A 24,611-nucleotide genomic window follows, 5' to 3' on the forward strand; every position below is an offset into this window, starting at 1 on the left:
GGCTGGAAGCCGAGCTGCTGGGCGACCTGCGGCAGAACCTGACCAAAATCACGCACCACGGGCGGCGGGCGGCGGCCATCGTCAAGGGCATGCTGGAGCACTCGCGCACCAGCACCGGCGAGCGGGCCCCGACCGACCTCAACCGCCTGGCCGACGAGTACCTACGCCTGGCCTATCAGGGCCTGCGGGCCAAAGACAAAAGCTTCAACGCCAAGCTGGAAACCGACTTCGCGCCCGGCCTGCCGCTGGTCGAAGCCGTGGGGGCGGATGTGGGCCGGGTGCTGCTCAACCTGTTCGGCAACGCTTTTTATGCCGTGCAGCAGCGCCAGCAAGCGGGCGAGGCGGGCTACGCGCCCACGGTCAGCGTCGCAACTGAGCGGGTAAACGGGCAGGTGGAAATTCGCGTCTCAGACAACGGCACGGGCATTCCGGTCGCGGTGCAGGCCAAGATATTTCAGCCCTTTTTCACCACCAAGCCCACAGGCGAGGGCACCGGCCTGGGCCTTTCGCTGAGCCACGACATCATCGTGCAGGGCCACGGCGGCACGCTAGCCGTGGAAAGCCGCGAAGGGGAGGGCAGCACCTTCACCCTGGGGCTGCCCGCTGCTTAGCAGCGAGGACAGCGGAAACTCACACGTTTTCGTCCGACTCGAAAACGTGTGAGTGCGCCCGGTACCTCACACGTTTTCGAGTCGGACGAAAACGTGTGAGTACGCCCGGTACCTCACACGTTTTCGAGTCGGACGAAAACGTGTGAGTACGTCCGACACCCGGCACCCTGCGCGTGCCCCGAGGCCCGTGCCGGCCGGGGGTGGAATTGCCCGGCCGGGCAGTACATTGCGGCCGTCTGTTTGGGCACAGCCGGGGTCGGGTGGTGGGGTAGCGCGGCTATTCCGGCCCGGTGCCGAACCGGTCGAACAGCTTTTTTTACGCCCTCGGGCGGCCTTGTTGCCACACTCCTCCTCTTCTGGTTTCGCAGTTCCCACCCAAGCGGCCCCCACTTTCATCCAACCAGAAACTGCTATGCAAGTGTTGAAATTCGGAGGCACGTCGGTGGCCTCCGCCGAGAATATTCGAAAATCCCTGGCCATTGTGGCCCAGGCCGTGGCGCAGGGGCCGGTGGTGATGGTAGTGTCGGCCCTGGGCGGCACCACCGACGCCCTGATTGGGGCCGGCCGCGCCGCCGCCGCCGCCGATGCCGGCTACCGCGATGCCTTGGCCCAGCTGCACGAGCGCCACCGCACGGCAGCCCAGGAGCTGCTGGCCGGGGCCGCGCAGCACGAAAAGTTGGCCGCCATCGCGGCGCAGTTCGGCGAAATTCAGACGCTGTGCGACGGTATTTTCGCCCTCGGCGAGCTTTCTCCCCGTACCCTCGACCGGCTGATGAGCTATGGCGAGCTGCTCTCCTCTCGCCTGATTGCCGCCGCCGCCAAGGCGCAGGGCCTGGCCGCCGGCTGGGCCGATGCCCGGCAGCTGATTCGCACCAATTCCCGCTTTGGCGCGGCCGAGGTGGACCTGGCCACTACCACCCGGCAGGTGGCCGACCTGAAGGACAGCACGGCCCGGCAGGTCTGGGTGGTGCCCGGTTTCATTGCCGCCGATGCCCACGGCACCACTACCACGCTGGGCCGGGGCGGCTCCGACTACACGGCCGCCCTGCTGGCCGCCGCGCTCGATGCCGAAAAGCTGGAAATCTGGACCGACGTGAGCGGCATGATGACGGCCGACCCGCGCCTGGTGCGTAGCGCCCGGCCCATTCCGCGCATCAGCTACCAGGAGGCGATGGAGCTGTCGCACTTCGGGGCCAAGGTGCTGTATCCGCCCACCATTCAGCCCGTAATGCAGCGCGGCATTCCGCTGTGGATTAAGAACACCTTCGCCTCTACTGACGCCGGCACGCTGGTGGAAGTGGCGCCGCCGCGCACGGCCGCCGTGGTGCAGGGCATTTCCAGCATCGGCAGCCTCACGCTGCTCAACCTGGAGGGCAGCGGCATGGTGGGCATTCCGGGGTTTTCGATGCGGCTGTTCGCGGCCCTGGCCCGCGAGCGCATCAACGTGGTGCTTATCACCCAAAGCTCGTCGGAACACTCTATTTGCGTGGGCGTGGCGGCGCACGATACTGACCCGGCCCAGGTAGCGGTGGACGAAGAGTTTGCCACGGAAATTGCGGCCGGCCGCATCGAGCCGCTGCGGCCCGAGCCCGACCTGGCCATTGTGGCGCTGGTGGGCGAAAACATGAAGGACCACCCCGGCATCAGCGGCAAGCTGTTTGGGGCGCTGGGCCAGAACGGCGTCAATATCCGGGCCATCGCGCAGGGCGCTTCCGAGAAGAATATTTCCACCGTGATTCGGGCCGCGGACGTGCGCAAGGCCATCAACGTGCTGCACGAAGCCTTTTTTGAGGCTACCTATAAGCTGGTGAACCTCTTCATTCTGGGGCCCGGCAACGTGGGCGGCAAGCTGCTGGGGCAGCTGGCCCAGCAACAGGCCCACCTGCTCGAAAACCTGGGCCTGCGGGTGCGCGTGGTTGCCATTGCCAGCAGCCGCCACTGCTTAGTAGATGAGCAAGGCCTGGACCTCACGGCCTGGCCCGAAGCGCTGGCCGCCGCGCCCGCTCAAAGCCTGGAAGAGTTCACGCAGCTCATCATCGGGCACAACCTGCGCAATTCCATTTTCGTGGACGTGACGGCCAACCCCGACGCCGCCCGCTGCTACGCGCCGCTACTAGCCAAAAGCGTGGCCGTGGTAGCCTGCAACAAAGTGGCCGCGTCGTCGGACTACGCCAGCTACGCCCGCCTCAAAAGCCTCTCCAAGGAGTTCAACGCCAGCTTTCTCTTCGAAACCAACGTGGGCGCCGGCCTGCCCGTCATCGGCACGCTGAACGACCTGACGCGCAGCGGCGACGTGGTGCGGCGCATGGAGGCGGTGCTTTCGGGCACGCTCAATTTCGTGTTTAACAACTACGACGGCACCCGGCTTTTTGCCGACGTGGTGCGCCAGGCCCAGGCCGAAGGCTACACCGAGCCCGACCCCCGCCTCGACCTGAGCGGCAGCGACGTGGCCCGCAAAATCCTGATTCTGGCCCGCGAGGCCGGTGAGGTAATGGAAATGAGCGACATTGAAATCGATACGTTCCTGCCACCCGCCTGCCTGGAAGGCGACGTGGAAGCCTTTTACACCCAACTAGCGGCGCACGAGTCTCATTTCCGGGCACTGTACGAGGCCGCCGCCGTCACCGGCACGCGCCTCAAGTTCGTGGCACGCTACGCCGATGGCGCCGCCGCGGTGGGCCTGCAAACAATTCCGCCCGGCCACGATTTGTACGACCTGCGCGGCAAGGACAATGTGGTGCTCTTCTTCACCGACCGCTACGTGGAGCAGCCCCTCGTGGTGAAGGGCGCCGGGGCCGGGGCCGAGGTCACAGCCTCCGGCGTATTTGCCGACATTGTGCGGGCCGCGAGGCTTTAAAATCAATTAAAAATTAAAAATGAAGAATTAAAAATCGGATGAAGAAGGAAGGAGTCCCGGCCACTTTTAATTCTTCATTTTTAATTTTTAATTCAAATCCCGCATGCCTGATTCCGTTCTCGTTCACTCGCCCGCCACGCTTTCTAACCTGGGCTGCGGCTTCGATGTATTTGGCCTGGCCCTGACTGCTCCTTACGACACCATCCGCCTGCGCCGCAGCAGCGAGCCGGGCGTGCGCATTCAGCACCTCGACGGCTACGGGCTGACCACCGACCCGGCCCGCAATGTGGCCGGGGTGGCCCTACTGGCGCTGCTGGCGGAGGTGCCCGATGCCGGCGGTTTCGACATGGAAATTACCAAAGGCATCAAGCCGGGCAGTGGTGTGGGCAGCAGCGCGGCCAGCGCGGTGGGCGCCGTGGTGGCGGCCAACGCGCTGCTGGGCAACCGTTTCACCAAAATGCAGCTCGTCGGTTTTGCGATGGCGGGGGAGGTGGTGGCCTCTGGCTCGCGGCACGCCGACAACATCGCGCCCGCCATTTTTGGGGGCTTCACCGTGGTGCGGGCCCTGGAGCCGGCACTGGATATCCTGGCCTTGCCCGCGCCGCCCTTGTGGGTGGCCGTGGTGCACCCGCAGATTGAGCTGAAGACCAGCGACTCCCGTAAGGTGCTGCCCCCGGCAGTGCCGCTGGGCCTGGCCGTGCGGCAGTGGGCCAACGTGGCCGGCCTCGTGGCCGGCTTCCTCACGGCCGACTACGACCTCATCGGCCGCTCAATGGACGACTACATTGTGGAGCCGGCCCGGTTGCCGCTCATCCCCGGCCTGGCCGAGGCGCGGGTACGGGCGCTGGCGGCCGGGGCTATCGGCGGCGGCATTTCGGGCTCGGGCCCGTCCATTTTTATGCTGAACCGGACGGAAGCAGTGGCGCAGGCCGTGGGCGTGGCAATGGGCAGCGTTTTTGCCGAGCTGGGAATCGAATTCAATACCTACGTAGGGCCGGTGGGCACGGCAGGGGCGCGGGTGGTTTCGGAAGTATAAGCCGTGGTGGTGCCACGGCTCAGACCATCGAAAACATAGCCAACGGCTAATTACTTACCAAATGAAATACTACAGCCTTCGCCACCAGTCGCCCCCGGTTGATTTCCGCGCCGCCACCATTACCGGGCAGGCACCGGACGGCGGATTGTACTTCCCCGAAACCATTCCGCGACTTCAGCCGGGCTTCCTGCGCGAGTTGCGCAGCCTAAGCAAAGCCACTGTAGCCCTGAATGTGATGCGGCCCTACGTGGGTACCACCATTCCGGAAAGCGACCTGCAGCGCATCTGCGCCGAGGCGGTGGATTTTGATTTCCCGCTGGTGCCGTTGGTGGCGGGCGTATCGGCCCTGGAGCTGTTTCACGGGCCTACGCTGGCGTTTAAGGACGTGGGGGCACGCTTTATGAGCCGCTGCCTGGGGCACTTTGCCCGGCAGGGCGACACCCCGCCCGTGACGGTACTGGTGGCCACTTCCGGCGACACTGGCGGCGCCGTGGCCAGCGGCTTTCTGGGGGTGCCGGGCGTGGAAGTCGTCATTCTCTACCCCAAAGGAAAGGTGAGCCCGGTGCAGGAGCAGCAGCTTACCACCCTGGGCCAGAACATTACGGCGCTGGAAGTGAGCGGCACCTTCGACGACTGCCAGGCCTTGGTAAAACAGGCGTTTCAGGACCGCGAGCTGACCAAAAAACGCTTCCTCACCTCGGCCAACTCCATCAACGTGGCGCGCTGGCTGCCGCAGCAGATTTACTACTGTTTTGCCTGGCAGCAATGGCCCGCCGGGGCGCCCGCGCCAGTGGTAGCAGTGCCGAGCGGCAACTTTGGCAACCTATGCGCCGGGCTGCTGGCGCAGGCGTCGGGGCTGCCACTGGGCCATTTTATCGCGGCTTGCAACGCCAACGACCCCGTGCCGGTGTACCTGCGCACCGGCAGCTACGTGCCGCGGCCCGCCGTGCCCACCTTCTCCAACGCGATGGACGTGGGCAACCCCAGCAACTTTGTACGCATTCTGGAGCTATTCAAAAACGACCTGGGCAAGCTGCGGGCCGCCCTGAGCGCCAGTACCGTTACGGATGCCGATACCGTGGCTACCATTCGGGAAGTGTGGGCGGCCGAAGGCTATTTGCTGGAACCCCACGCCGCCGTAGCCTACGCGGCGTTGCGCCGCTATCAAACCCAGCACCCGGCGGCCGAAGGACTACTTTTGGCCACGGCCCACCCGGTGAAGTTTCCCGACGTGGTGGAGCCTATTCTGGGCCGGGCCATTCCGTTGCCGGAGGCCGTAGCGCAGCTGCAAAACCGTGCTAAACGAAGTGTGCCGTTGGCGGTTGATTACGAACAGCTGAAAGCCTGGCTGATGAAATAGGAACGTGCTTTGGTCGGTTTAAGGTTGGTGTTATATGCTCTCGTTGATGTTGAACAATGTTTTTTATCTGATTTCCGAACGCTTCGGCAGTTGGCGCGCGGCCGGGCGCTGCTCGTTGGCAGTGCTACTGGTGGCCACCACTGCCTGCAGCTCCGACCAGGTTGAACACCTCAAGGACAGCAAGCGTATCGGCATCGAAACGGCCAACTGGGAGGTGAAGCGCATTATGCCCAACGACCTGCTGCGGGCCACGCGCTGGGCTGGCGACTCGCTCACGGCCACCGCCGACACGCTGCTGCGGCGCACGCTGGCCCGCGAGCTGGCCGCCGGTGGCGTGGCCGGGGCCGCCGAATTTTGCCGGCCCGAAACGTATTTCTTCATCGATTCGCTGGCCGGCGTGATGAAAGCCACTGCCCGGCGCGTAAGCGCCCGACCGCGCAACGCGGCCCAGCAAATGACCCTTAGCGCCGAGGAGATGCGCACCGACACCACCCGCACCATCCGGCGCACGTCGCAGGAGGTCTTTTTTTACCAGCGGCCCATAGTAATCAATAATGCGCTGTGCCTGCGCTGCCACGGCGAAGTGGGCAAGGACATTGCCGCGGCCGATTACGCGGCCATCAAAAAGCGGTTTCCGCAGGACCAGGCCACCGGCTACCGCCTGGGCCAGCAAATGGGCGCCTGGCAGGTAGAAATGCGCCGCGACGGCGTGGCCGAGTTCTGGACCATGAAGACGCGCAAGAAATGGAAGGAGCACAAAATGCCCAAGCTGTTTAAGTAACTGACCTTACGCAGCCCAGGCGTAGACCTCACCCCCTAGCCCCCTCTCCAAAAAAGAGGGGGGACTAATTTTAGTTCTAAAAATCTAGTTTCCAGAGATTAAGACTAAAAACTAGTCCCCCCTCTTTTTTGGAGAGGGGGCTAGGGGGTGAGGTCCACGCCTGGGCGCTTTTGCACAATCAAAAAAGAAAACTTCTGTACGCTACTATACCACGCATGACTACCTCCCCGAAACCCGTCATCATCATCGGCGCGGGCATGGCCGGCCTGGGTTGCGCCACGTGGCTGCACCGCGCCGGCCGGCCCGTGCTCGTGCTCGATGCGGCCGATGCCGTGGGCGGCCGCGTGCGCACCGACGTCACGCCCGAGGGCTTCCGGCTCGACCGGGGTTTTCAGGTGCTGCTCACCAACTACCCGGAAGCCCGGCGCATCTTCAACTACGACGCCCTGCAGCTGCGGGCCTTTCGCTCCGGGGCCGTTATTCGACTGGACGATGGCCGCGAAACCACCCTGCAAAACCCCTTGCAGCGTCCGCTGGCCGCGTTTTCGGCGCTCACGTCGCCCATCGGCAGTCTGCCCGATAAGCTGCGCATTCTGAGCCTGGTGCGGCACGTAACCAAGCACACGCCGGAAGAGCTGTTGGCGCGCCCTGCTACCAGTACGCTCGCCTTTCTGCAGCGCTACGGCTGGAGCGAGCAGATGATAAACAGCTTTTTCAAACCCTTTTTCGGCGGCGTTTTTCTGGACCGGGAATTGAGCACGGCCAGCAACTTCTTCGAGTTCGTGTTCCAGCAGTTCGTGACGGGCGAAGCGACCGTGCCCGCCCTGGGTATGCAGCAGTTGCCGGAGCAACTAGCGAGTCGTCTGCCCGCCGGCACGGTGCGGCTGAGTACGCTGGTGGCCGCGGTGGAGGGCACGCAGGTGCGCCTCACTTCCGGCCAGGTGCTGGAGGGCGCGGCCGTGGTGGTGGCCACCGATGGCCCGGCCGCCCGGCGCCTGCTGGCCGGTAGCGAGGGGCCGGAAGGCGATACGGCCACGGCGGCGCGCCACACCACCTGCACCTACTTTGCCACGCCCGGCGGCCACTCGCCGGGCCGCAACGACAAGCTCCTGCGCCTCAATGCCGCCCCGGATGCACTGGCCCACAACGTCGCCTTCCCCGCCGATGTTAGCGGCGACTACGCTCCCGCCGGCCGCTCGCTGATTTCGGTGAGCACCCACGGAGAGCATGGCCTGAGCGAAGCCGCGCTTACGGCCAAGCTGCGCGAAGAGCTGGCGGTCTGGTTTGGCCCAGCCGCCCGGCAGTGGGAGCACCTGCGCAGCTACCGCATTCCGGCCGCATTGCCCGAGTACCTGGCCGGGCAGCCCGTACGCCAACCCCTCCAACTAGCCGACAACCTGTACCGCTGCGGCGACTGGGCCGCGTATCCGTCGTTGAACGCGGCCCTGGCGACCGGGCGGGAAGTAGCGGAGATGCTGCTGGTCCGGTAAACCGGGGCTTGGAACTGACTAGGCGCGCGGGTCAGGGTTTATTATAGTCGGGGTGTCGTAGCCGGGGCTCACGGCGGGCTGAATGGTTTGCCGGGGCTGGTCGTCGGTGTCCTTCACTCGTAGCGTCAGCAGGCCGGCCAGCACCATCGAAACGCCGCCCAGCGCGATGGTATGCAAGGTATTGCCCTGAAAGAAGTGCATGGTGCAGTAGCCCAGAATGGTGGCCGCTACAATCTGGGGAATGACGATAAAAAAGTTGAATACGCCCATGTAATAGCCCATCCGGTTGGCCGGCAGCGAACCCGCCAGGATGGCATAGGGCATCGACAGGATGCTGGCCCAGGCAATGCCCACCATGGCCATCGAAACCACAATCAGGTCGGGGTTGGAGATGAGCTGCAGGGAAAGCAGGCCCAGCCCGCCAACCAGCAGGCAAAGCATGTGGGTGATGCGGCGGCTGGTGCGGGCGGCAATGAGCGGGATGATGAAGGCAAACAGGGCAGCCACGCCGTTGCGCACCGACGAGGCCAGGCTCAGCCAGTCGGCGCCGTCGTTGTACTGCTGCTGCACGCGCTGCAAATTGGCTTTTTCGGTGGGCGAGGGGTTGCCGCTGGTGAGGTAGTAGTTGGCGAGGTTGACGGTGAGAATCTTGTCCGGGTTTTCTGCTTGAAACTGCTTTATTTCCTTCGTGTCCTGTTGCAGCGCCACGAGTTGCTTGGTTACTTTTTCGGAGCCGGACTGTTGCGCGCGGCTGTCGATTAGGTTGCTCATCTTAGTGAAGAAAGCTGTGTCGACCTTCATATTGTAGATGTTGCTGGTGACGGCGTTGGTGGAATAAATCCACATCGCAAACAGCGCAAACCACGTGAAGAACTGCACCAGCGCCAGCTGGCGCATGGCGGTGGGCATGTTGAAAACACCCATGAACGACTCCTTGATGCCGTCCCAGATGCCGGCTTCGGCATTCTCGCGCCGAAACTCCTCCATGTCCTCGGGCGGGGTTTCGGTGCTGGTGAACACCGTATACATCACGGCCAGCAGAAAGGCACCGGCGCCGAAGTAAAACGACCATCTCACCGAAGGCGGGATTTCGCCGCTGGGCGCCGTGTTGCTCAGGTGAAACCAGTTGGTGAATACCCACGGCAAAAGCGCGGCGATGACCGAGCCCACACCGATGAAGAAGCTCTGCATGGCGAAACCAGACGTGCGCTGCTCGCTGGGCAGCTTGTCGCCCACAAAGGCCCGAAACGGTTCCATGCTGATGTTGATGCTGGCATCAAGAATCCAGAGCATACCGCCGGCCATCCACAAGGCCGACGAGTTGGGCATCAGTATCAGGGCAATGGTGGCCAGTACCGCTCCAATGAAGAAAAACGGCCGCCGCCGTCCCCAGTACGGATGCCAGGTGCGGTCCGAGAAATAGCCGATGATGGGTTGCACCAGCAGGCCTGTGAGCGGGGCCGCAATCCAGAGAATCGGAATGTCGTCCTTGTTGGCGCCCAGGGTTTCAAAAATGCGGCTGACGTTGGAATTCTGCAGCTCAAAGCCAAACTGAATGCCCAAAAAACCGAAACTCATGTTCCAGATTTGCCAGAAGCTGAGGCGGGGTTTTTCGCGGGTATCGACTGTGGAAGCGGCGGTGGGAGCAGCCATGAGCGCAGGGTAAGAAAGTGAAGGCCGCGCGGCTGCCCGAATAACGGGAGCGGCACGGCCTTCAAACTTACTAATTCCGGGGCGTACTACGGCACCTTACTGGGGCTTTAGCTCAAATATATGGGCCGAAAGCGGGGCCAGGGTGAGCTGGAGGGTGTTGCGCGGCGTGCCGGGGTTGAGCAGGTCGGTGTAATTGTAGAAGATTTTGTCGTTGATTCCCATTGCCAGCATGGCTTTGGCGGGAATCTTAATAACGGGCTTGTAGGTTTTGTCGGCGCTGAAATTGACCACTACCAGTACCTGCTGCTTGTCGGTGTAGCGCAGGTAGGCGTAGAGGTGGCGCTGGTTGAATTCCTTGCTTAGGTTGTTGGCGTCCTGCAGCTCGTAGAACCGGCCTTTACGGATGGCATCACTCGTGCTGGTTACATTCAGCAGGCGGGCGTAAAAGTCGCGCAGGCTCTTCTGTTCCGGGCTGAGCTTGGCGCCATCGAATTTACCCTGGTTCAGCCATTTCTGGTGCTCCGGTACGCCCCAATAGTCGAAAATGGACGTGCGGCCGTCTTCGCCGCTGAAGCCTTCGCTGCCGTGGCCGGGCTCGCCCACGTCCTGCCCAAAGTAGAGCATCACCGGGCCCGAAGCCAGGGTGGCGGTCACGGTCATGGCCGGAATGGCGCGGCGCGGGTCGGTGGCAAAATCCTTGGAGGCGATGCGCTGCTCGTCGTGGTTTTCCAGAAAGCGCAGCATGCGCGACGAGTAGCCGTTGCTTTCCTCTTTCCATACCTTGGAGATGTCCTCGGTGGTGCCTTCCTGGCGCATGAGGCGGCGCAGGCCGTCGTAGAGGCCCACTTTGTCGTAGAGGTAGTCGAATTTGCCCTGGTCCAGGTAGGTTTTGTACACCTTGGGGTCGTAGGCTTCGGCAATGAAAACAATGGCGGGGTTCACCTTTTTTACTTCCGGAATCACGTAGGCCCAGAACTCGACGGGCACCATTTCGGCCATGTCGCAGCGGAAGCCGTCCACGTTTTTGCCGGCCCAGTACACGAGAATGTCGCGCATCTTCTTCCAGGTGTCGGGCACGGTTTCAAAGTGGGTTTTGCGGCCCTGCTGGTAGTCCACGCCGTAGTTGAGCTTCACGGTTTCGAACCAGTCGTTTATGCTCGGCGCGTTCGTAAACACGTCGTTGCCAGTGGCCTTGGCGGGTATTTCGAAATACTTGCCGTCTTCCTTCGAGCCTTTGAGAGGGCCCAGCGGGTTGTAGTCGGCGGGTACCACGAAGCTTTTGCCGGGCAGGTAGTAGAAGTTATTGTTGGGCGCGAAAGCTTTGGTTTTGTCGTCGGTTGCGCCCAAATCCGTTACCTCCAGCGGCTTGGCGTCGGACCGGTACGAGCGCGCCACGTGGTTCGGAATAAAGTCCATGAGCACTTTCAGGCCCTGGTCGTGGGTGCGCTTGATAAGGGCCTCGTACTCGGGCATGCGGTTTTTTACCACCATCGCCAGGTCGGGGGCCACGTCGTAATAGTCCTTGATGGCGTAGGGCGAGCCCGCGCGGCCTTTCACCACGTCGGCATCGTCGGCCGGAATGCCCTGCGAGCTGTAGTCCGTCATCGTGGCGTGCTCAACCACGCCAGTGTACCAGACGTGCGAGACGCCCATTTTCTTTATTTCGGCGAGGGCGGCGTCGGTAATGTCATTGAATTTACCGCTGCCGTTTTCCGAAATAGTGCCGTAAGGCTTATTCAAGGCCACTTTATTGCCGAACAAGCGGGGCAGCAGCTGGTAGATGACCAGCTTGTGGTCCTGCGGGATTTCCGCAGTGGTATTGGGGTCGTTAGTGGTGGTGCTTTGGGCGTGCACGAGGGAATTGGGCAATGAGAAAGTGGCTAAGGTGAGTAGCCCGCCGGCCAGCAACAAATTTTTCATGATACGGCAAGATAACGCTTCGCTTAATGATTAACGGTTAACGGTTAGCGGTTAGTGCGGAACAACGCCAGCGTTAACCACTAACTGTTAACCGTTAACCACTAAAAATCACCACTCTTGGCTCATGGGGTGCAGCATCAGTTCGTCGACCACTACGTGGGCCGGGGCTTCGAGCACGTAGCGCACGGCCTGGGCAATGTCGCCGGGGCGGAGGTGGGTTTTTTCGGCCGCCGCGCTGCCCGGCGTGGTGTCGTTGAAGTAGGTATCGACCAGGCCCGGATAGATGGACGTGACTTTGATGCCGTGGGGGCGCACTTCCTTGCGAAGGCTGGCCAATAGGGCATCCTGGGCAAATTTGCTGGCCCCGTAGGCCGTGCCGTGGGCGAAGGTGCGCTTGGCTACGTCGGAAGTAATGCCTATGATGTGGCCCTTTTTCTGGGCTTTGAAATGGGGCACCGCCGCCTTGCAAAGTAGAAACGTGCCCTTCACATTGGTGTCGAATATCCGGTCCCACTCGGTGCTGGTGAAGTTTTCCAGCTCGTTGAACGAGCCCACGCCGGCGTTGCACACCAGAATATCGAGCCGGCCGTAGTGCAGCAGCGTGTTGTCAATTACCTGCTGGGCATCGGATTCCAGGGCTACGTCGGCCACCAGGCTTAGGCCCTGGGTTTTGAGGGTGAGGGCAGCCAGCTCGTCTTCGTTGCGGGCCACGGCTATTACTTTGGCACCCTGCAAGGCCAGCAGCAGGGCAATGGCTTTGCCGATGCCCCGGCTGGCGCCGGTTACGATGGCCACTTGGTTGGTGAGGTCGGTCATGGTTTTTTTACCGCAGAGGGCGCAGAAGTTTTTCGCAGAGGGCCGCAGAAGCTCTTTATTCGGCCAAGCCGTTGACTTTACGGAACATGCCGTCTTTGATGCGTGCCACGTTGAAATTAATCAATAATCCTGCTTTGCAGCCCGAAAGCTTTAGATAGGTTACCAATTGCATGTGATGAACGTCAAGTAGGGTTTCCAAGGCCTTCAGTTCCACTATCACTTTGTCCTCCACGAGTAAATCAATGCGGTAGCCCACATCCAGCTTAATTCCGCCGTAGTTCATCGGAAGCCCCACCTGATTCTGGACCCGCAAGCCCACGCTACGCAACTCGTGCATCAGAGCCGCCTCGTAAGCCGATTCCAGTAGCCCCGGCCCCAATGCAACGTGGACATTATAGGCCGATTGGCGGATGAGGTAAGTGATTTCGTTTTCGTGCATGGCTTCTGCGTCATCTGCGAACTCTTCTGCGCCTTCTGCGGTGAAAAATAAAGAATTACTTCCGCAGCTCCACCACCCAAGCCGTCCGGCCCGGAATCTTCGCCATCTTTAAATCGGCCAGCACCGCGCCCGACGTTACCTCCACCCCCGACGAGAACCCCGCCAGCCGCTCGTCGAACCGGGCCAGGTCCACGGTTTTTTCGTCTTTGCCGGAGTTCATCATCACCATCACCGTGCCGGCGTCCGAATACCGGAAGTAGGTGTACACGCCCGCATCGGGGATGAACTGCATGAGCTTGCCGCTGTGCAGCGCCGGGTGCGTGCGCCGGTAATTGGCCAGCGTGCTCACGTAGCGGAAGGCTTCCTGCTCCTGCGCGTTGCGGCCGGCGGCCACGAAGAGGTTCTTTTTGTCGCCGGGCCAGCCGCCGGGGAAGTCCTCGCGCACCTTGCCGTCGGGGTCGCTGAAATTCTTCATCAGCACCTCGGTGCCGTAGTAGAGCTGCGGAATGCCGCGACTGGTGAGCAGCCAGGCCAGCCCCATCTTGTACTTCTGGAAGTCCTCGCCGATGACGGAATAGTAGCGGCTCAGGTCGTGGTTGTCGAGAAACAGCACGTTGCGCATCGGGTCCTGGTACATCCAGTCGGCCTGCAGCGTGTAGTAGAGCTTGTTGATGCCTTCAGTCCAGCCAGCGTCTTTGGTCAGCGTTTCGTTGATGGCGTAGTACATCTGGAAATCCGTCACGCCCGGCAGGTTGGCTTTGAATCCCTGCACTTCCGGGAAAATATTCTGGGCGAAATAGGCCTGCTGAGCCGTGCCCTGCACCCAGGTTTCGCCAAAAAGGCCGATTTTGGGGTATTCCTCCATAATGGCCGCGCCCCACTGCATCAGGAAGTTGCGGTCGGAATAGCTGTACGTATCCACGCGGTAGCCGTCGAGGCCGGTGTTTTCCACCCACCACAGAAAATTCTGAATCAGGTAGGTGGCCACCAGCGGGTTGGTCTGGTTCAGGTCGGGCATGTGGGTATCAAACCAGCCTTCGCCGAACAGCTTGCGGTCCATTGTCGACGCGTAGGGGTCGTTAAAGGCCGCGTCGCGAAAATTGCTGCGCGTGTAGCCCGGCCACTGATGGAACCAGTCCGGCGCCGGCTGGTCCCGAAACAGGTAGTTCTGGCTGCCCATGTGGTTCAGCACCACGTCATGAATCACCTTCAGGCCCTTGGCGTGGGCATTTTTCACGAAGCCCACGTACTCGGCGTTGGTGCCGTAGCGCGGGTCCACGGTGTAGTAGTCGGTGAGGGCGTAGCCGTGGTAGCTGGCTTTGGGCTGGTTGTTTTCCACCACCGGCGTGGGCCAGATGGCCGTGACACCCAGCTCCTTGAGGTAGTCGAAATGCTGCTCGATACCCTTCAGGTCGCCGCCGTGGCGGGCGTACATCGAGTCGCGGGCCACGCGCGAAACGTTGGTGGTTTTAATGACGTCGTTTTTCGGGTCGCCGTTGGCAAACCGGTCGGGCATGAGCAGGTACACGAAGTCGGCGCTGGTTACGCCCTGCACCCGGTTGGGGTCGGTGTTGCGGGCGCGCAGCTCGTACTCGTATCTCACCTTTTTGGACCCCTGAAATTGCAGGGCAATTTTCCCCGGCTTGGCGGCCGGGTCGATGGTGAGGTTCACCAGCAGGTAGTTGGGGCTGGCCATCTTCTGCACGCCGTCCAGCGTCACGCCGGGGTAGTTCAGCGTCGCGGTGCTGCTCCCGATGCCGGGGCCGTGCACCAGCAGCTGGAGCTTGGGATTCTTCATGCCCACCCACCAAAAAGTGGGGTCGATGCGGGTGATGGCGGCGGGTTTAGCTGCGGGCGCGGCCTCCGCAATGGGCGCGGCGCTGGCCGTAGTGCTGCCCAACGGCGCGGTGAGCAGCGCCCCCGCCAGCAGCGGTAAAAAGTGGGAAATTCTCATAAGTGAACGAAGCAACGTGGGAGATAATCGGCAAGATACCGTGGCCAATTGGGGCGGCCAAAAGTTGGGCCCCGCCCGCCAACTAACACCAGTCCTTTGCTTTGTTGGGCGAAAGCATCGGAACTTGCGCCTTCGTTTGCCTGCCGTTCAGGCTGATACATTCTTTTTAAACGCCTTTTTCTAAAGTACCGGCAGTAACCGGTGAATTTTAATTCGCTATGGCTTTCACCTTCAAACCCTACGCGCCCGCGGCCAAGTACAAGGCGGCCGCCGCGTACTTTTCCATGGAATTCGGCATCGACCAGGCGCTGAAAACCTACTCCGGCGGCCTGGGCTTCCTGGCCGGCTCGCACATGCGCTCGGCCTACGAGCTCAAGCAAAACCTGGTCGGCATCAGCATTCTGTGGAGCTTCGGCTACTACGACCAGGGCCGCAACGAGGACCAGACCATGCGGGCCGACTTCCGCCAGAAGCACTACTCGTTTCTGGAAGATACCGGACTGCTGTTCCCCATCACCATTCACGGCGCTGAGGTGTTTGTGAAGGCGCTGTACCTGGCCCCGGAGGTATTCGGTACCGTGCCAATGTTTTTCCTGACCACCGACGTGGCCGAGAACGACCACCTCTCGCGCACCATTTCGCACCACCTCTACGACCCGGACGCCGCCACCCGCGTGGCCCAAAGCATCCTGCTGGGCGTGGGCGGCGGCAAAATGCTCGACCTGCTCGGTCGCAAAACCGATGTGTACCACCTCAACGAGGGCCACGGCCTGCCGCTGGCGTTCTACCTCTACGAGCAGCACGGCCGCAACCTGGCCGAGGTGCAGAAGCGCCTGGTTTTCACCACCCACACCCCCGAGCTGGCCGGCAATGAGGAGCGCCCCATGCGGCTGCTCGCCGACATGAGCTTCTTCGGAAGCGTGCCCGAGGAGGAAGTGCGCCGCGTGGCCCGCATCGAAAACGACGCCCTGAACTACACCCTCACCGCCTTGCGCTTTGCCCGCAAAGCCAACGCCGTGAGCAAGGTGCACGGCCTGGTGAGCCTGGATATGTGGGGCCACTACGAGGGCATTTGCCCCATCATTCCCATCACCAACAGCCAAAACGGCCTGTACTGGCGCGACCAGCAGCTCGCCGCCGCCCTCAAAGCCAAGGACGATGCGGCCCTGCTCGCCCGCAAGCAGGAGCTGAAAAAGGACCTGTTCAAGATAGTGGCCGACCAGACCGGCAACATCTTCGACCCCGAAGTGCTGACCGTGGTGTGGGCCCGGCGCTTTGCCGGCTACAAGCGCGCCGACCTCATTCTGCGTCACTTCGACCGCTTCGTGCAGCTGGCCACCGATGCCCAGCGACCCATTCAGATGATTTGGGCCGGCAAGCCCTACCCCAAGGATTTCGGGGCGATAAACATGTTCAATGAAATCATTCAGCGCACGGCTCATCTGAAGAACTGCGCCGTGCTCACCGGCTACGAGCTGGGCCTGTCGGCGGCCATGAAAAAGGGCTCCGATATCTGGCTGAACACGCCGCGCTTCCCCCGCGAGGCCAGCGGCACCAGCGGCATGACCGCCGCCATGAACGCCAGCGTGAACCTGAGCATCGCCGACGGCTGGATTCCCGAGTTCTGCCGCGACGGCGAAAACGGCTTCCTCATCGCCCATTCCGATGAGCACCTGCCCGAAAACGTGAAGGACGACCAGGAAGCCACGGCCCTGCTCGATGTGCTCGAAAACGCCGTGCTGCCCATGTACTACGACCAGCCCAAAAACTTCCTCAAAGTGGTAAAAACCGCCATGAAGGACGTGGAGCCCGAATTCGAATCAGGCCGCATGGCCCGTGAGTACTACGAGCTGCTGTACAAAGTCTAATCACGGATTCGTCGGATTAACGGCGGATTTATCGGATTTTGTAGAAGACTGATTATCCGAGCCAGAAATTGGAGATTGAAAAAAGGCTTGCCATTTGGCAAGCCTTTTTTTCTGCTTATTCTTCGCTAGCGTTTTTGAGCTTGCTCAGCAGCGAATACGCGCCTTCGGTGGCGTAGCGGGCAGCCGTATCGGCAGCGGCGGCGCCGGGAATGAAGACTTCGCTGTAACCGTCGGCCATTTCGCCGCGCCGCACTTCCACCATGCGGAAGCGCTGCTGGTCGGCCGTGGCAGCTTCCTGCCGAAACACGTACTGTTTGCCCTCATAGTCTACCACCGCCTGGTTGGGGAGGACGGGTACGCGGCGGGTGGTGGTTTCTATAACGGCTCGTACGAACATGCCCGGCCGTAAAGTCGGGTCGTCTTCGCGGTCGAGGTGGCCGTGCACGCGCACCGTGCGCTGGGTTTCGTCCACGGTGCGGGCAATGAGATACACTCTGGCCGTGCGCTCCACGCTGCTATCGTTGGGCACGGTGAAGCGGATGCGCTGGTTCTGCTTAAGCTGCGTGGCATCTTTCTCGAACACCGTTAGCTCCACGTGCAGGTGGTCGGGGTCCACGAGTACGAATAGGGCGTCGGTGGGTGTCACGCTCTGGCCCACTGCCACATTCATGGCCTTCACGAAAGCCGCTTTGGGGGCGCGTAATGTGGCCGTGGTTACGAAGGGCTGGGCACCCACCGGCAGGCCCGCCAGGCGCAACCGGGCCACCTGGCCGGCCGCCTGGGCCGCCAGGGCGCCGTAGCGGGCTTGGGCCTGCTGGGCGTTTTTGGCGGGGGCCACCTCCTCACGCACCAGCTCGCGTTGGCGTTCCAGGTCGGTTTTGGCGTAGCGAAGCTGGCTCTGCGTTTCCAGGTAGTCCTGCTGAAGCTGAATGAACTCGGGGTTGCTGATGACGGCCAGCACCTGACCCTTGCGCACGTACATTCCTTGCAGCAGGGTTGTGCGCTCCACGATGCCGCCCAGCCGCGCACTGATGGACATCAGCTTGTCGGGCGGCACATCAAGCACGCCGTTGACCTTAAGGCCTGCCCCCAGCACGCGCTCTTGAAGGGTAGTAGTCTGGATGCCGGCCAGCCGCTGCTCGTCTGACGTGAGCGAAACCAGGTCGGTGGGCGCGGCGGTACTGTCGGCTTCGGCAGCGGTGGCTAGGCCATTCGCCGGGTCAGCGGGTTCGGTGTTGCTGGTGCAGCCGGCGGCGAGCACTACGCACAAAACGGCCAGTTTATAGAAGGGAAAACGCATGAAATAAGGGTTCGATGAGGAAGAAATGGGCAGCCGTTCAGCGCTTACTGTCCGCTGCTCAGCAGGTAGTCCAGCTCGATGACGGTCTGGTTGTGTTGCAGCAGGGCGTCGAGGTAGTCGGTGCGCAGACGAAGGGCGCGGTCCAGGTTGAGCAGGTATTCGGTGTAACCGTTCTCGCCCGCCTTGAAAGCCTTGGTGGCTATGCGGGTGATGACGGCGGCTTGCGGCAGGCCAGTCTGCTCGTAGAATTGCAGGCGCTGCTGCTGTTCGGCGAGTTGAAGCAGCAGGGTCTCGACCCGGCCGGCTAGCTCGGCCTGATAGCGGGCGTAGCCGGTCTGGGCCACTTTTTCCTGCAAGCGGGCGGCCTGCACCCGCGCCTTTTGCGGCCCCTGAATCAGAGGCACGGCCACGGTGGCCTGTACGCCCTGGAACCGGTCGCCGGCCCCGTAGTTGCGCGTTGCGCCGTCCACCAGCTGCGGGCCGATGAGCGACTGGTTGAAGTAGCCCAAGCTAAAGCCCGGCTTGCCCTGGGCCTGCGTCACGCGGGTTTCGGCACGGGCCACGGCTACCCGTTGGGCCAGCACCTGGGCCAGCAGGCTCCGCGCAAGGACGGCCGTGTCGCCGGGGTCAGTTGGCGTTTGGAGCACCAGCGGCGCGAGGGTGCTGTCGGCCACGGCCACGGGCGCGGGGCGTTGCAGCAGGGCCTGGAGCTGGCGCACGGCCCCCGCGTACTCGGTGCGGGTTTGGGTTAGGCGGATGCGGGTTTCGCCCTGCTGCACCAGGGCCGTAGCTACCTCCAGCCGGGCGGTTTCGCCGGTGCGGAAGCGGATTTGGGCGGCCCGCACGAACTCGGTGTAGAGGCTGTCCTGGGCGCGCAGGGTGCGCAGGCGGTGGCGGGCATGCACGGCGGCCTCATATTGCAGGCGCACCTGGCGGCGCACGTCGGCCCGCACCAGAGCCAGCTGCTGCTCTTTGGTGGCTACCTGGGCTTTGGCCAGCGCCGTGAGCGTGCCATAATAGCCCGGCCAAGCCAGCGGCTGGCTGATGGTGAACGAGTTGTCTTTTCGCACCGAGTTGTACTGGCCGAAGTTGCCCTGCACGGTGGTGCGGCCGAAGTCGCGGGCGGCGCGCACGGCCGCCTGCTGGGTAGCCAACTGCTGCTCGGCCCCCAACACGTTACCGCTTTGGGCCAGCGCCGCCTCCACTGCCTGGGCGGCGTTGAGCGGCCCACCTTCGGACCCGGCCACATTCTGGGCCAGCGCCCGGCCGGGCAGCAGCGCCCCACTTACGGTCAGCAATAGCACGAGGCTGGCTACGCCAATCTTCGTCGGCGAGCCGGCCGCGGCTGCTTTTTTGGCGGCGCGGCGGGCGGCCCACTTTTCTTCCAAATAGTAAAGTACCGGTAGTACCAATAAGGTGAGCAGCGTAGCCGTCACCAGCCCGCCAATTACTACGGTTGCCAGGGGCTTCTGCACTTCACCGCCGGCCGAGTTGGACAGCGCCATCGGCAGAAAGCCCAATGAGGCCACAGTGGCCGTCATCAGCACGGGCCGCAGCCGTACGTGGGTTCCTTCGAGAATGCGGGCCCGCAGGTCGGTGATGCCTTCCTCCTTGAGCTGGTTGAAATAGCCAATGAGCACGATGCCGTTGAGCACGGCCACCCCAAATAGGGCAATGAAACCCACGCCGGCCGAGATGCTGAACGGCATCCCGCGCAGCCACAGCGCCAGCACCCCGCCGATGGCCGAGAGCGGAATGGCCGTGAAAATCATCACCGACTGGCTGACCGAATTGAACGTGGCATAAAGCAGCACGAAGATGAGCAGCAGCGCGACCGGCACGGCAATAAGCAGCCGGTCGCGGGCCGACTGCAGGTTCTCAAACTGCCCGCCGTAGGTCACGTAGTAGCCGGGCGAAAACTTCATTTGCCGCTCAATGCGCTGCTGCACCTGCTCCACGAGGCTTTCCACGTCGCGGCCCCGCACGTTGAAGCCCACGATAATGCGCCGTTTGGCGTCGTCGCGCTGAATCTGGCTGGGCCCGGAAATTAGGGACACTTTGGCCACCTGCTCCAGCGGCACCTGCCGGCCGTCGGGGGCCACGATGAAGAGCTGACGCAGGTTGCTAATATCCTGGCGGGCATCCTCTTTCAGGCGGACCACCAAATCGAAGCGGCGCTCCTTCTCGAACACCTGGCCGGCTACTTCCCCGGCGAAGGCGGCCCGCACGGTGCGGTTCACGTCATCCACCGACAGCCCGTACTGGGCCAGCTTGTTGCGGTCTATCTGAGCCACCAGCTGGCTCTGGCCAGTGGCGCGCTCCACGTACAGGTCGGTGGCGCCGGGCAGGCCCTTCACCAGCTCCCCTACCTGGCCCGCGTAGTCGTCGAGCTGCTGGAGGTCTTCGCCAAAAATCTTAATCACCACGTCCTGCTTGGCCCCCGAAATCAGCTCATTAAACCGCATCTGAATGGGCTGCTGGAACCCAAACGTGACGCCGGGGATGGCACTGAGCTTGGCCGACATCTTCTCCACCAACCCCTCGCGCGAGTCGGCTGAGGTCCAGTCCTTTTTATCCTTGAGCACGATAATCAGGTCGCAGGCCTCCACCGGCATGGGGTCGGTCGGAATGGCCGACGAGCCCACTTTGGCCACCACTTCCTTCACTTCGGGAAAGTTTTTGAGGAGGATGCCGGCCGCCTGTTGGGCTTTTTCGGCGGTGTAGGTGATGGACGAGCCGGGCAGTACCCGGGTTTCCACGGCGAAGTCACCTTCTTCCAGCGTCGGAATAAATTCGCCGCCCAGCGTGCCAAACAGCAGCAGCGCGCCCACGAACAAAGCCAGCGCGGTGCCCAAAATCAGGGTTTTGGCTCCTAGCGCCCAATCTACCACGCGCTGGTAGCGCCGGGCCAGGCTGCCCAGCACCCGGTCGGAAATGTTAGGCTTGTGTTCGGTGTTACGGCTCAGCGCCAGCGCCGAGAGCATGGGTACGTAAGTCAGACTCAGAATAAAGGCCCCCAGAATAGCGAAGGCCACGGTCTGGGCCATCGGCCGGAACATCTTCCCTTCGATGCCGCCCAGCGCCAGCAGCGGCAGGTACACAATCAGGATGATGATTTCGCCGAACGCGGCCGACGAGCGGATTTTGCTTGACGCCTGGTACACTTCCTCGTCCATCTCGGCGCCGTTGAGCTCGCGTGCGCCGGCCGGCCGGTTCAAAGTAGCCAACCGGTGCACGATGGCCTCCACGATAATCACGGCCCCGTCCACAATCAGCCCGAAGTCAATCGCGCCCAGACTCAGCAGGTTGCCCGACACGCCGAACACCCGCATCAGGCTGATGGCGAAGAGCATGGACAGCGGAATGACCGAGGCCACCACCAGCCCGGCCCGCCAGTTGCCCAGAAACAGCACCAGCACGAAAATGACGATGAGCGCACCTTCCGCCAGGTTTTTGCTCACCGTGCCAATGGCCTGGTCTACCAGCTTGGTGCGGTCCAGAAACGGCTCAATCACCAGGCCCTCGGGCAGCGTTTTCTCAATAACGGCCATGCGCTCCTTCACGGCTTTAATGACTTCGGAGGAGTTGGCGCCCTTGAGCATGAGCACCAGCGCGCCCACCACTTCGCCCTCCTGGTTGCGCGTCATCAGGCCGTAGCGCACGGCGTGGCCGAAGCGCACCTCGGCCACGTCGCGCACCAGCACGGGCACGCCGCCCGCCGGGGCCTTCACCACGATGCGGCCCACGTCTTCCAGTGAGCCCACCAGGCCCTCGGTGCGGATGAAATAGGCCGCCGGGTTCTTGTCGATGTAGGCCCCGCCGGTGTTCTGGTTGTTCTGCTCCAGGGCCGCGAACAGCTCCCCGATGCTGACGTTGTAGGCCCGCAGGCGCTCGGGGTCCACGGCCACTTCGTACTGCTTGATGTTGCCGCCGAAGCTGCTCACGTCGGCCACGCCGGGCGTGCCCAGCAGCTGCCGGCGCACCAGCCAGTCCTGCACCGTGCGCAGCTCGGTGGGCGAGAACTTTTTCTCGTAGCCCTTTTTCGGGTGCAGCACATACTGGTAAATCTCGCCCAGGCCCGTCGTGACCGGGGCCAGCTCGGGCGTGCCGGTGCCGGGCGGAATCTGCCGCTCAGCCTCCTTAAGCCGCTCATTTACCTGGTTGCGGGCCCAGTAGATGTCGGTAGCGTCGGGAAAGACGATGGTGACGACCGAGAGGCCGAAGCGCGAAAACGAGCGCACCTCCTGCACGTCGGGAATCGTGGCAATGGCCTGCTCGATGGGAAAGGTAACGAGCCGCTCCACGTCGGGCGCGCCCAGCGAGGGGGTTTGGGTGATGACCTGCACCTGGTTGTTGGTAATGTCGGGCACGGCGTCGATGGGCAGGTGCAGCACCGAATAGCCGCCCCAAGCCACCAGGGCCAGGGTCAGCAACCCTATCAGCAACTTATGGCCGATAGAGAAGCGAATAATGGAATCAAGCATGAAAGTTTGGCTGAATCAACAATGCGCCCGTGCCCGGGTCGGCTGCCGCAGTGCGACACGACCAGGGGGAGGCGTTACCCAAAAAAGCGGGGGTTGATTCAGGCCTGGGGAGGCTGCCAGCACCGGCGGGCCATGCCGGGATGGGTGGCCAGCACGGCCGGTAACGGGCGGCTGCCGCCAAGCGCCGACCAGCGCGGTACCAGCAGCGCCCAGCGCGCGGCTACCGGCGGCAGGTACACCGCCGGGGCCGCGTAATCGTGGGTGTGGTGGAAGGGTAACGACTGGTGCTCATCGGTCCCGCCGTCCTCATGGTGGGCATCGGCCAGGAAATGGTCGTAGAAGAAACCCACCAGGCCGCTGGCCGCGTGGTGCTGGTCGTGGTGCTGCCACAGCGCCGAGGACTCCGCCAGCTCCTGCGCATTGCCGCCCGGCAGGCAGCTGATGGCTAAAAGATGCAGGCTTAATAACAGGAGCAGCAGGCGCTTCATGGCTGCAAAGGTAGAAATTCAGGTGGGAAACATCGGGGCTAGTGCCGCATAAGCGAGCCACGAAAACTGGCGGGCCGGTACTGGTCGGTAGCTCTTGCCCGGAGTGCTACGGGTAAGGAAACGCACTCCATTCTGCTGCGCGACGAGCAGCTCATTGCCCTAACCGGCCTCGGCTGTGAGTGCCCGAACCGCGCACCGGAGAGCCGCGTTCCGCCTCAGTCATCATCATTGCCGAAGCCAATGCCCTGACGGATAGTAGTAAAAACGCATGTATTAGCCTTCCAGCAAAGCCGCCGACGTGCTGGCGACAGCTTAGTCGCGCCATTCACGTTACTTTGCCCGCATGAATTGGCGTAATCCCTGGCTGCTCCTGCTTCTTATCCTCGTTCTATCTGCCGCCGTTCAACTCGACCTGCCATGGTGGAGCCTGGCCGCGGTGGCGTTTGGCGTGGGCCTGCTGCTGGCTCCCTCGGGCGGGGCAGCCTTCGGGGCGGGTTTTGGGGGCGCGGGGCTGAGCTGGCTGCTGCCGGCCGCCTGGTTGTCGCATCAAAACGAAGGGTTGCTGGCCGGGCGAATGGCGCAACTATTGCCGCTGGGCGGTTCGCCGGTGGCGCTGCTGCTGGTTACGGCTCTGGTGGCCGGCCTGGTTGGCGGCCTGGCGGCCCTGGCCGGCACGTGGCTGCGCCAGGCCATGCAGCCACGCCCACAAACCGCTTGAACAAGCGTGGTTTTCAAGCCGTCATGCCGAGCGCAGCCGCGGCATCTCGCGTGCTTCGTTGAACGGTGCGAACGAGATACCGCGGCTGCGTTCGGCAAAAAAAAACGCAATAGGTTTGCTTTTGCACGACTACTAAGAGCCTATCCGAAAAATAGGAGGGAGTGTCGCCAGACGGTGTTTGCGCAAGCCAGGTGGAGGAGGGCTTCGTAGTTGGCGACTTTCTTTTCCCAGCGGATGAGCAGGCGGCGGAAACGGTGGAACCAGGCGTGGGTGCGCTCGACGACCCAGCGACGGGCGCGGTAGCCGGGGGTGCGGCATTTGTCGGCTTCCTCTCCCCGGCTCAGGATGTGCACCCGGTAGCCCCACTGGGCCAGTAGGCGCCGAATGGCCTCGGCGTCGTAGCCCTTGTCGGCGCAGAAACCGGGGGCGAAATCGCCTTCGGCCGGTGGGGGCAGCACGGGCATCGAATCGAGTACGGCCTGTACTTGCGTCACTTCGTGGACGTTGGCTCCGGTCACGGCCACGCCGACGGGCAAGCCCTGAGCCTCGGTCAGCACGTGGCGTTTGACGCCGCCCTTGCCCCGGTCCGTCGGGTTGGGGCCGACGGCCTCGCCGCCAAGCGGGGCCTTGGTCTGGCAGGCATCCAGACACTGCCAGTCCCAATCCAGGCGGCCTTCGGCCTGTAACTGCACCAAGCCGCTGGTCCAAAGCCGCTTAAAAACGCCAGCCTGGGCCCACTGCTGGAACCGGTCATGGACCGTGGAGGTTGCCCCCAAGCACCGCGGCAAGGCCTTCCACTGCATCCCCGTAACCAAAATATAGTAGATGGCAAAAAA

17 protein-coding genes are annotated in these 24,611 nt (G+C 62.7%); 8 read left to right on the plus strand and 9 right to left on the minus strand.

Annotated features, from left to right (window positions below; genetic code table 11):
* The 6 genes from GM79_RS06585 to GM79_RS06610 form a co-directional block, all read left to right on the plus strand.
* The coding region (locus GM79_RS06585) for a sensor histidine kinase (protein ID WP_035561121.1) at nt 1-611 on the plus strand (611 nt) is incomplete at its 5' end.
* A 412-nt stretch (nt 612-1,023) separates the two neighbouring features.
* Complete coding sequence (gene thrA, locus GM79_RS06590; protein WP_035561123.1) at nt 1,024-3,468, plus strand: bifunctional aspartate kinase/homoserine dehydrogenase I; 2,445 nt, start codon at nt 1,024-1,026, stop codon at nt 3,466-3,468.
* A 103-nt stretch (nt 3,469-3,571) separates the two neighbouring features.
* Nucleotides 3,572-4,504, plus strand: a complete 933-nt coding sequence (locus tag GM79_RS06595) for a homoserine kinase (RefSeq protein WP_035561126.1) — start codon at nt 3,572-3,574, stop codon at nt 4,502-4,504.
* A 61-nt stretch (nt 4,505-4,565) separates the two neighbouring features.
* Nucleotides 4,566-5,864: a threonine synthase gene (gene thrC / locus GM79_RS06600; RefSeq protein ID WP_035561128.1), complete on the plus strand. Its 1,299-nt coding sequence runs from the start codon at nt 4,566-4,568 to the stop codon at nt 5,862-5,864.
* 46 nt (nt 5,865-5,910) lie between these two features.
* A complete protein-coding gene (locus GM79_RS06605) occupies nt 5,911-6,645 on the plus strand; it encodes a DUF3365 domain-containing protein (RefSeq protein WP_035561130.1) in 735 nt (244 codons plus the stop codon).
* A 215-nt stretch (nt 6,646-6,860) separates the two neighbouring features.
* Nucleotides 6,861-8,135 (plus strand): protoporphyrinogen/coproporphyrinogen oxidase, encoded by a 1,275-nt coding sequence (locus GM79_RS06610; protein WP_035561133.1) that lies wholly within the window; start codon nt 6,861-6,863, stop codon nt 8,133-8,135.
* An 18-nt stretch (nt 8,136-8,153) separates the two neighbouring features.
* Here GM79_RS06610 and GM79_RS06615 read toward each other — a convergent pair whose 3' ends face one another.
* From GM79_RS06615 to GM79_RS06635, 5 genes are all read right to left on the minus strand, one after another.
* Nucleotides 8,154-9,788 carry an MFS transporter gene (locus tag GM79_RS06615; RefSeq protein ID WP_051718599.1) on the minus strand — a complete coding sequence of 545 codons (1,635 nt, stop codon included), beginning with the start codon at nt 9,786-9,788 and terminating at the stop codon, nt 8,154-8,156.
* A gap of 96 nt (nt 9,789-9,884) precedes the next feature.
* The gene (locus tag GM79_RS06620) at nt 9,885-11,708 is read right to left on the minus strand and encodes an alpha-amylase family protein (RefSeq protein WP_035561136.1); all 1,824 of its coding nucleotides are present in this window, start codon (nt 11,706-11,708) and stop codon (nt 9,885-9,887) included.
* A gap of 108 nt (nt 11,709-11,816) precedes the next feature.
* Nucleotides 11,817-12,524, minus strand: coding sequence for an SDR family oxidoreductase (locus GM79_RS06625; RefSeq protein WP_035561140.1), 708 nt, complete (start codon nt 12,522-12,524; stop codon nt 11,817-11,819).
* 55 nt (nt 12,525-12,579) lie between these two features.
* Nucleotides 12,580-12,963, minus strand: a complete 384-nt coding sequence (locus GM79_RS06630) for a GxxExxY protein (RefSeq protein WP_035561142.1) — start codon at nt 12,961-12,963, stop codon at nt 12,580-12,582.
* Nucleotides 12,964-13,018: 55 nt separating this feature from the next.
* The gene (locus GM79_RS06635) at nt 13,019-14,917 is read right to left on the minus strand and encodes a glycoside hydrolase family 13 protein (protein ID WP_081867594.1); all 1,899 of its coding nucleotides are present in this window, start codon (nt 14,915-14,917) and stop codon (nt 13,019-13,021) included.
* A gap of 218 nt (nt 14,918-15,135) precedes the next feature.
* On the opposite strand from GM79_RS06635, the gene glgP reads away from it, so the two are divergent.
* Nucleotides 15,136-16,785, plus strand: a complete 1,650-nt coding sequence (glgP, locus tag GM79_RS06640) for an alpha-glucan family phosphorylase (protein ID WP_035561145.1) — start codon at nt 15,136-15,138, stop codon at nt 16,783-16,785.
* 115 nt (nt 16,786-16,900) lie between these two features.
* Here glgP and GM79_RS06645 read toward each other — a convergent pair whose 3' ends face one another.
* The 3 genes from GM79_RS06645 to GM79_RS06655 all read right to left on the minus strand — a co-directional run bounded on the left by GM79_RS06645 (nt 16,901) and on the right by GM79_RS06655 (nt 23,057).
* The gene (locus GM79_RS06645; RefSeq protein WP_051718600.1) at nt 16,901-18,085 is read right to left on the minus strand and encodes an efflux RND transporter periplasmic adaptor subunit; all 1,185 of its coding nucleotides are present in this window, start codon (nt 18,083-18,085) and stop codon (nt 16,901-16,903) included.
* Between the two features lie 44 nt (nt 18,086-18,129).
* Nucleotides 18,130-22,569, minus strand: coding sequence for a CusA/CzcA family heavy metal efflux RND transporter (locus tag GM79_RS06650; protein ID WP_035561147.1), 4,440 nt, complete (start codon nt 22,567-22,569; stop codon nt 18,130-18,132).
* Between the two features lie 98 nt (nt 22,570-22,667).
* Nucleotides 22,668-23,057, minus strand: a complete 390-nt coding sequence (locus GM79_RS06655; protein WP_035561150.1) for a hypothetical protein — start codon at nt 23,055-23,057, stop codon at nt 22,668-22,670.
* A 343-nt stretch (nt 23,058-23,400) separates the two neighbouring features.
* Between GM79_RS06655 and GM79_RS06660 the strand changes: the two genes are divergently transcribed.
* The gene (locus GM79_RS06660) at nt 23,401-23,775 is read left to right on the plus strand and encodes a hypothetical protein (protein WP_035561151.1); all 375 of its coding nucleotides are present in this window, start codon (nt 23,401-23,403) and stop codon (nt 23,773-23,775) included.
* A gap of 140 nt (nt 23,776-23,915) precedes the next feature.
* On the opposite strand, the gene GM79_RS06665 is transcribed toward GM79_RS06660, so the two are convergent.
* The coding region (locus GM79_RS06665; protein ID WP_035561153.1) for an IS5 family transposase at nt 23,916-24,611 on the minus strand (696 nt) is incomplete at its 5' end.

Source organism: Hymenobacter sp. IS2118 (assembly GCF_000715495.1).
Classification (GTDB): domain Bacteria; phylum Bacteroidota; class Bacteroidia; order Cytophagales; family Hymenobacteraceae; genus Hymenobacter.

Coding starts and splice junctions, on each gene's coding strand:
- thrA (WP_035561123.1), top strand. CDS start 1,024: ATGCAAGTGTTGAAATTCGGAGGCACGTCGGTGGCCTCCGCCGAGAAT.
- GM79_RS06595 (WP_035561126.1), top strand. CDS start 3,572: ATGCCTGATTCCGTTCTCGTTCACTCGCCCGCCACGCTTTCTAACCTG.
- thrC (WP_035561128.1), top strand. CDS start 4,566: ATGAAATACTACAGCCTTCGCCACCAGTCGCCCCCGGTTGATTTCCGC.
- GM79_RS06605 (WP_035561130.1), top strand. CDS start 5,911: ATGTTGAACAATGTTTTTTATCTGATTTCCGAACGCTTCGGCAGTTGG.
- GM79_RS06610 (WP_035561133.1), top strand. CDS start 6,861: ATGACTACCTCCCCGAAACCCGTCATCATCATCGGCGCGGGCATGGCC.
- GM79_RS06615 (WP_051718599.1), bottom strand. CDS start 9,788: ATGGCTGCTCCCACCGCCGCTTCCACAGTCGATACCCGCGAAAAACCC.
- GM79_RS06620 (WP_035561136.1), bottom strand. CDS start 11,708: ATGAAAAATTTGTTGCTGGCCGGCGGGCTACTCACCTTAGCCACTTTC.
- GM79_RS06625 (WP_035561140.1), bottom strand. CDS start 12,524: ATGACCGACCTCACCAACCAAGTGGCCATCGTAACCGGCGCCAGCCGG.
- GM79_RS06630 (WP_035561142.1), bottom strand. CDS start 12,963: ATGCACGAAAACGAAATCACTTACCTCATCCGCCAATCGGCCTATAAT.
- GM79_RS06635 (WP_081867594.1), bottom strand. CDS start 14,917: ATGAGAATTTCCCACTTTTTACCGCTGCTGGCGGGGGCGCTGCTCACC.
- glgP (WP_035561145.1), top strand. CDS start 15,136: ATGGCTTTCACCTTCAAACCCTACGCGCCCGCGGCCAAGTACAAGGCG.
- GM79_RS06645 (WP_051718600.1), bottom strand. CDS start 18,085: ATGCGTTTTCCCTTCTATAAACTGGCCGTTTTGTGCGTAGTGCTCGCC.
- GM79_RS06650 (WP_035561147.1), bottom strand. CDS start 22,569: ATGCTTGATTCCATTATTCGCTTCTCTATCGGCCATAAGTTGCTGATA.
- GM79_RS06655 (WP_035561150.1), bottom strand. CDS start 23,057: ATGAAGCGCCTGCTGCTCCTGTTATTAAGCCTGCATCTTTTAGCCATC.
- GM79_RS06660 (WP_035561151.1), top strand. CDS start 23,401: ATGAATTGGCGTAATCCCTGGCTGCTCCTGCTTCTTATCCTCGTTCTA.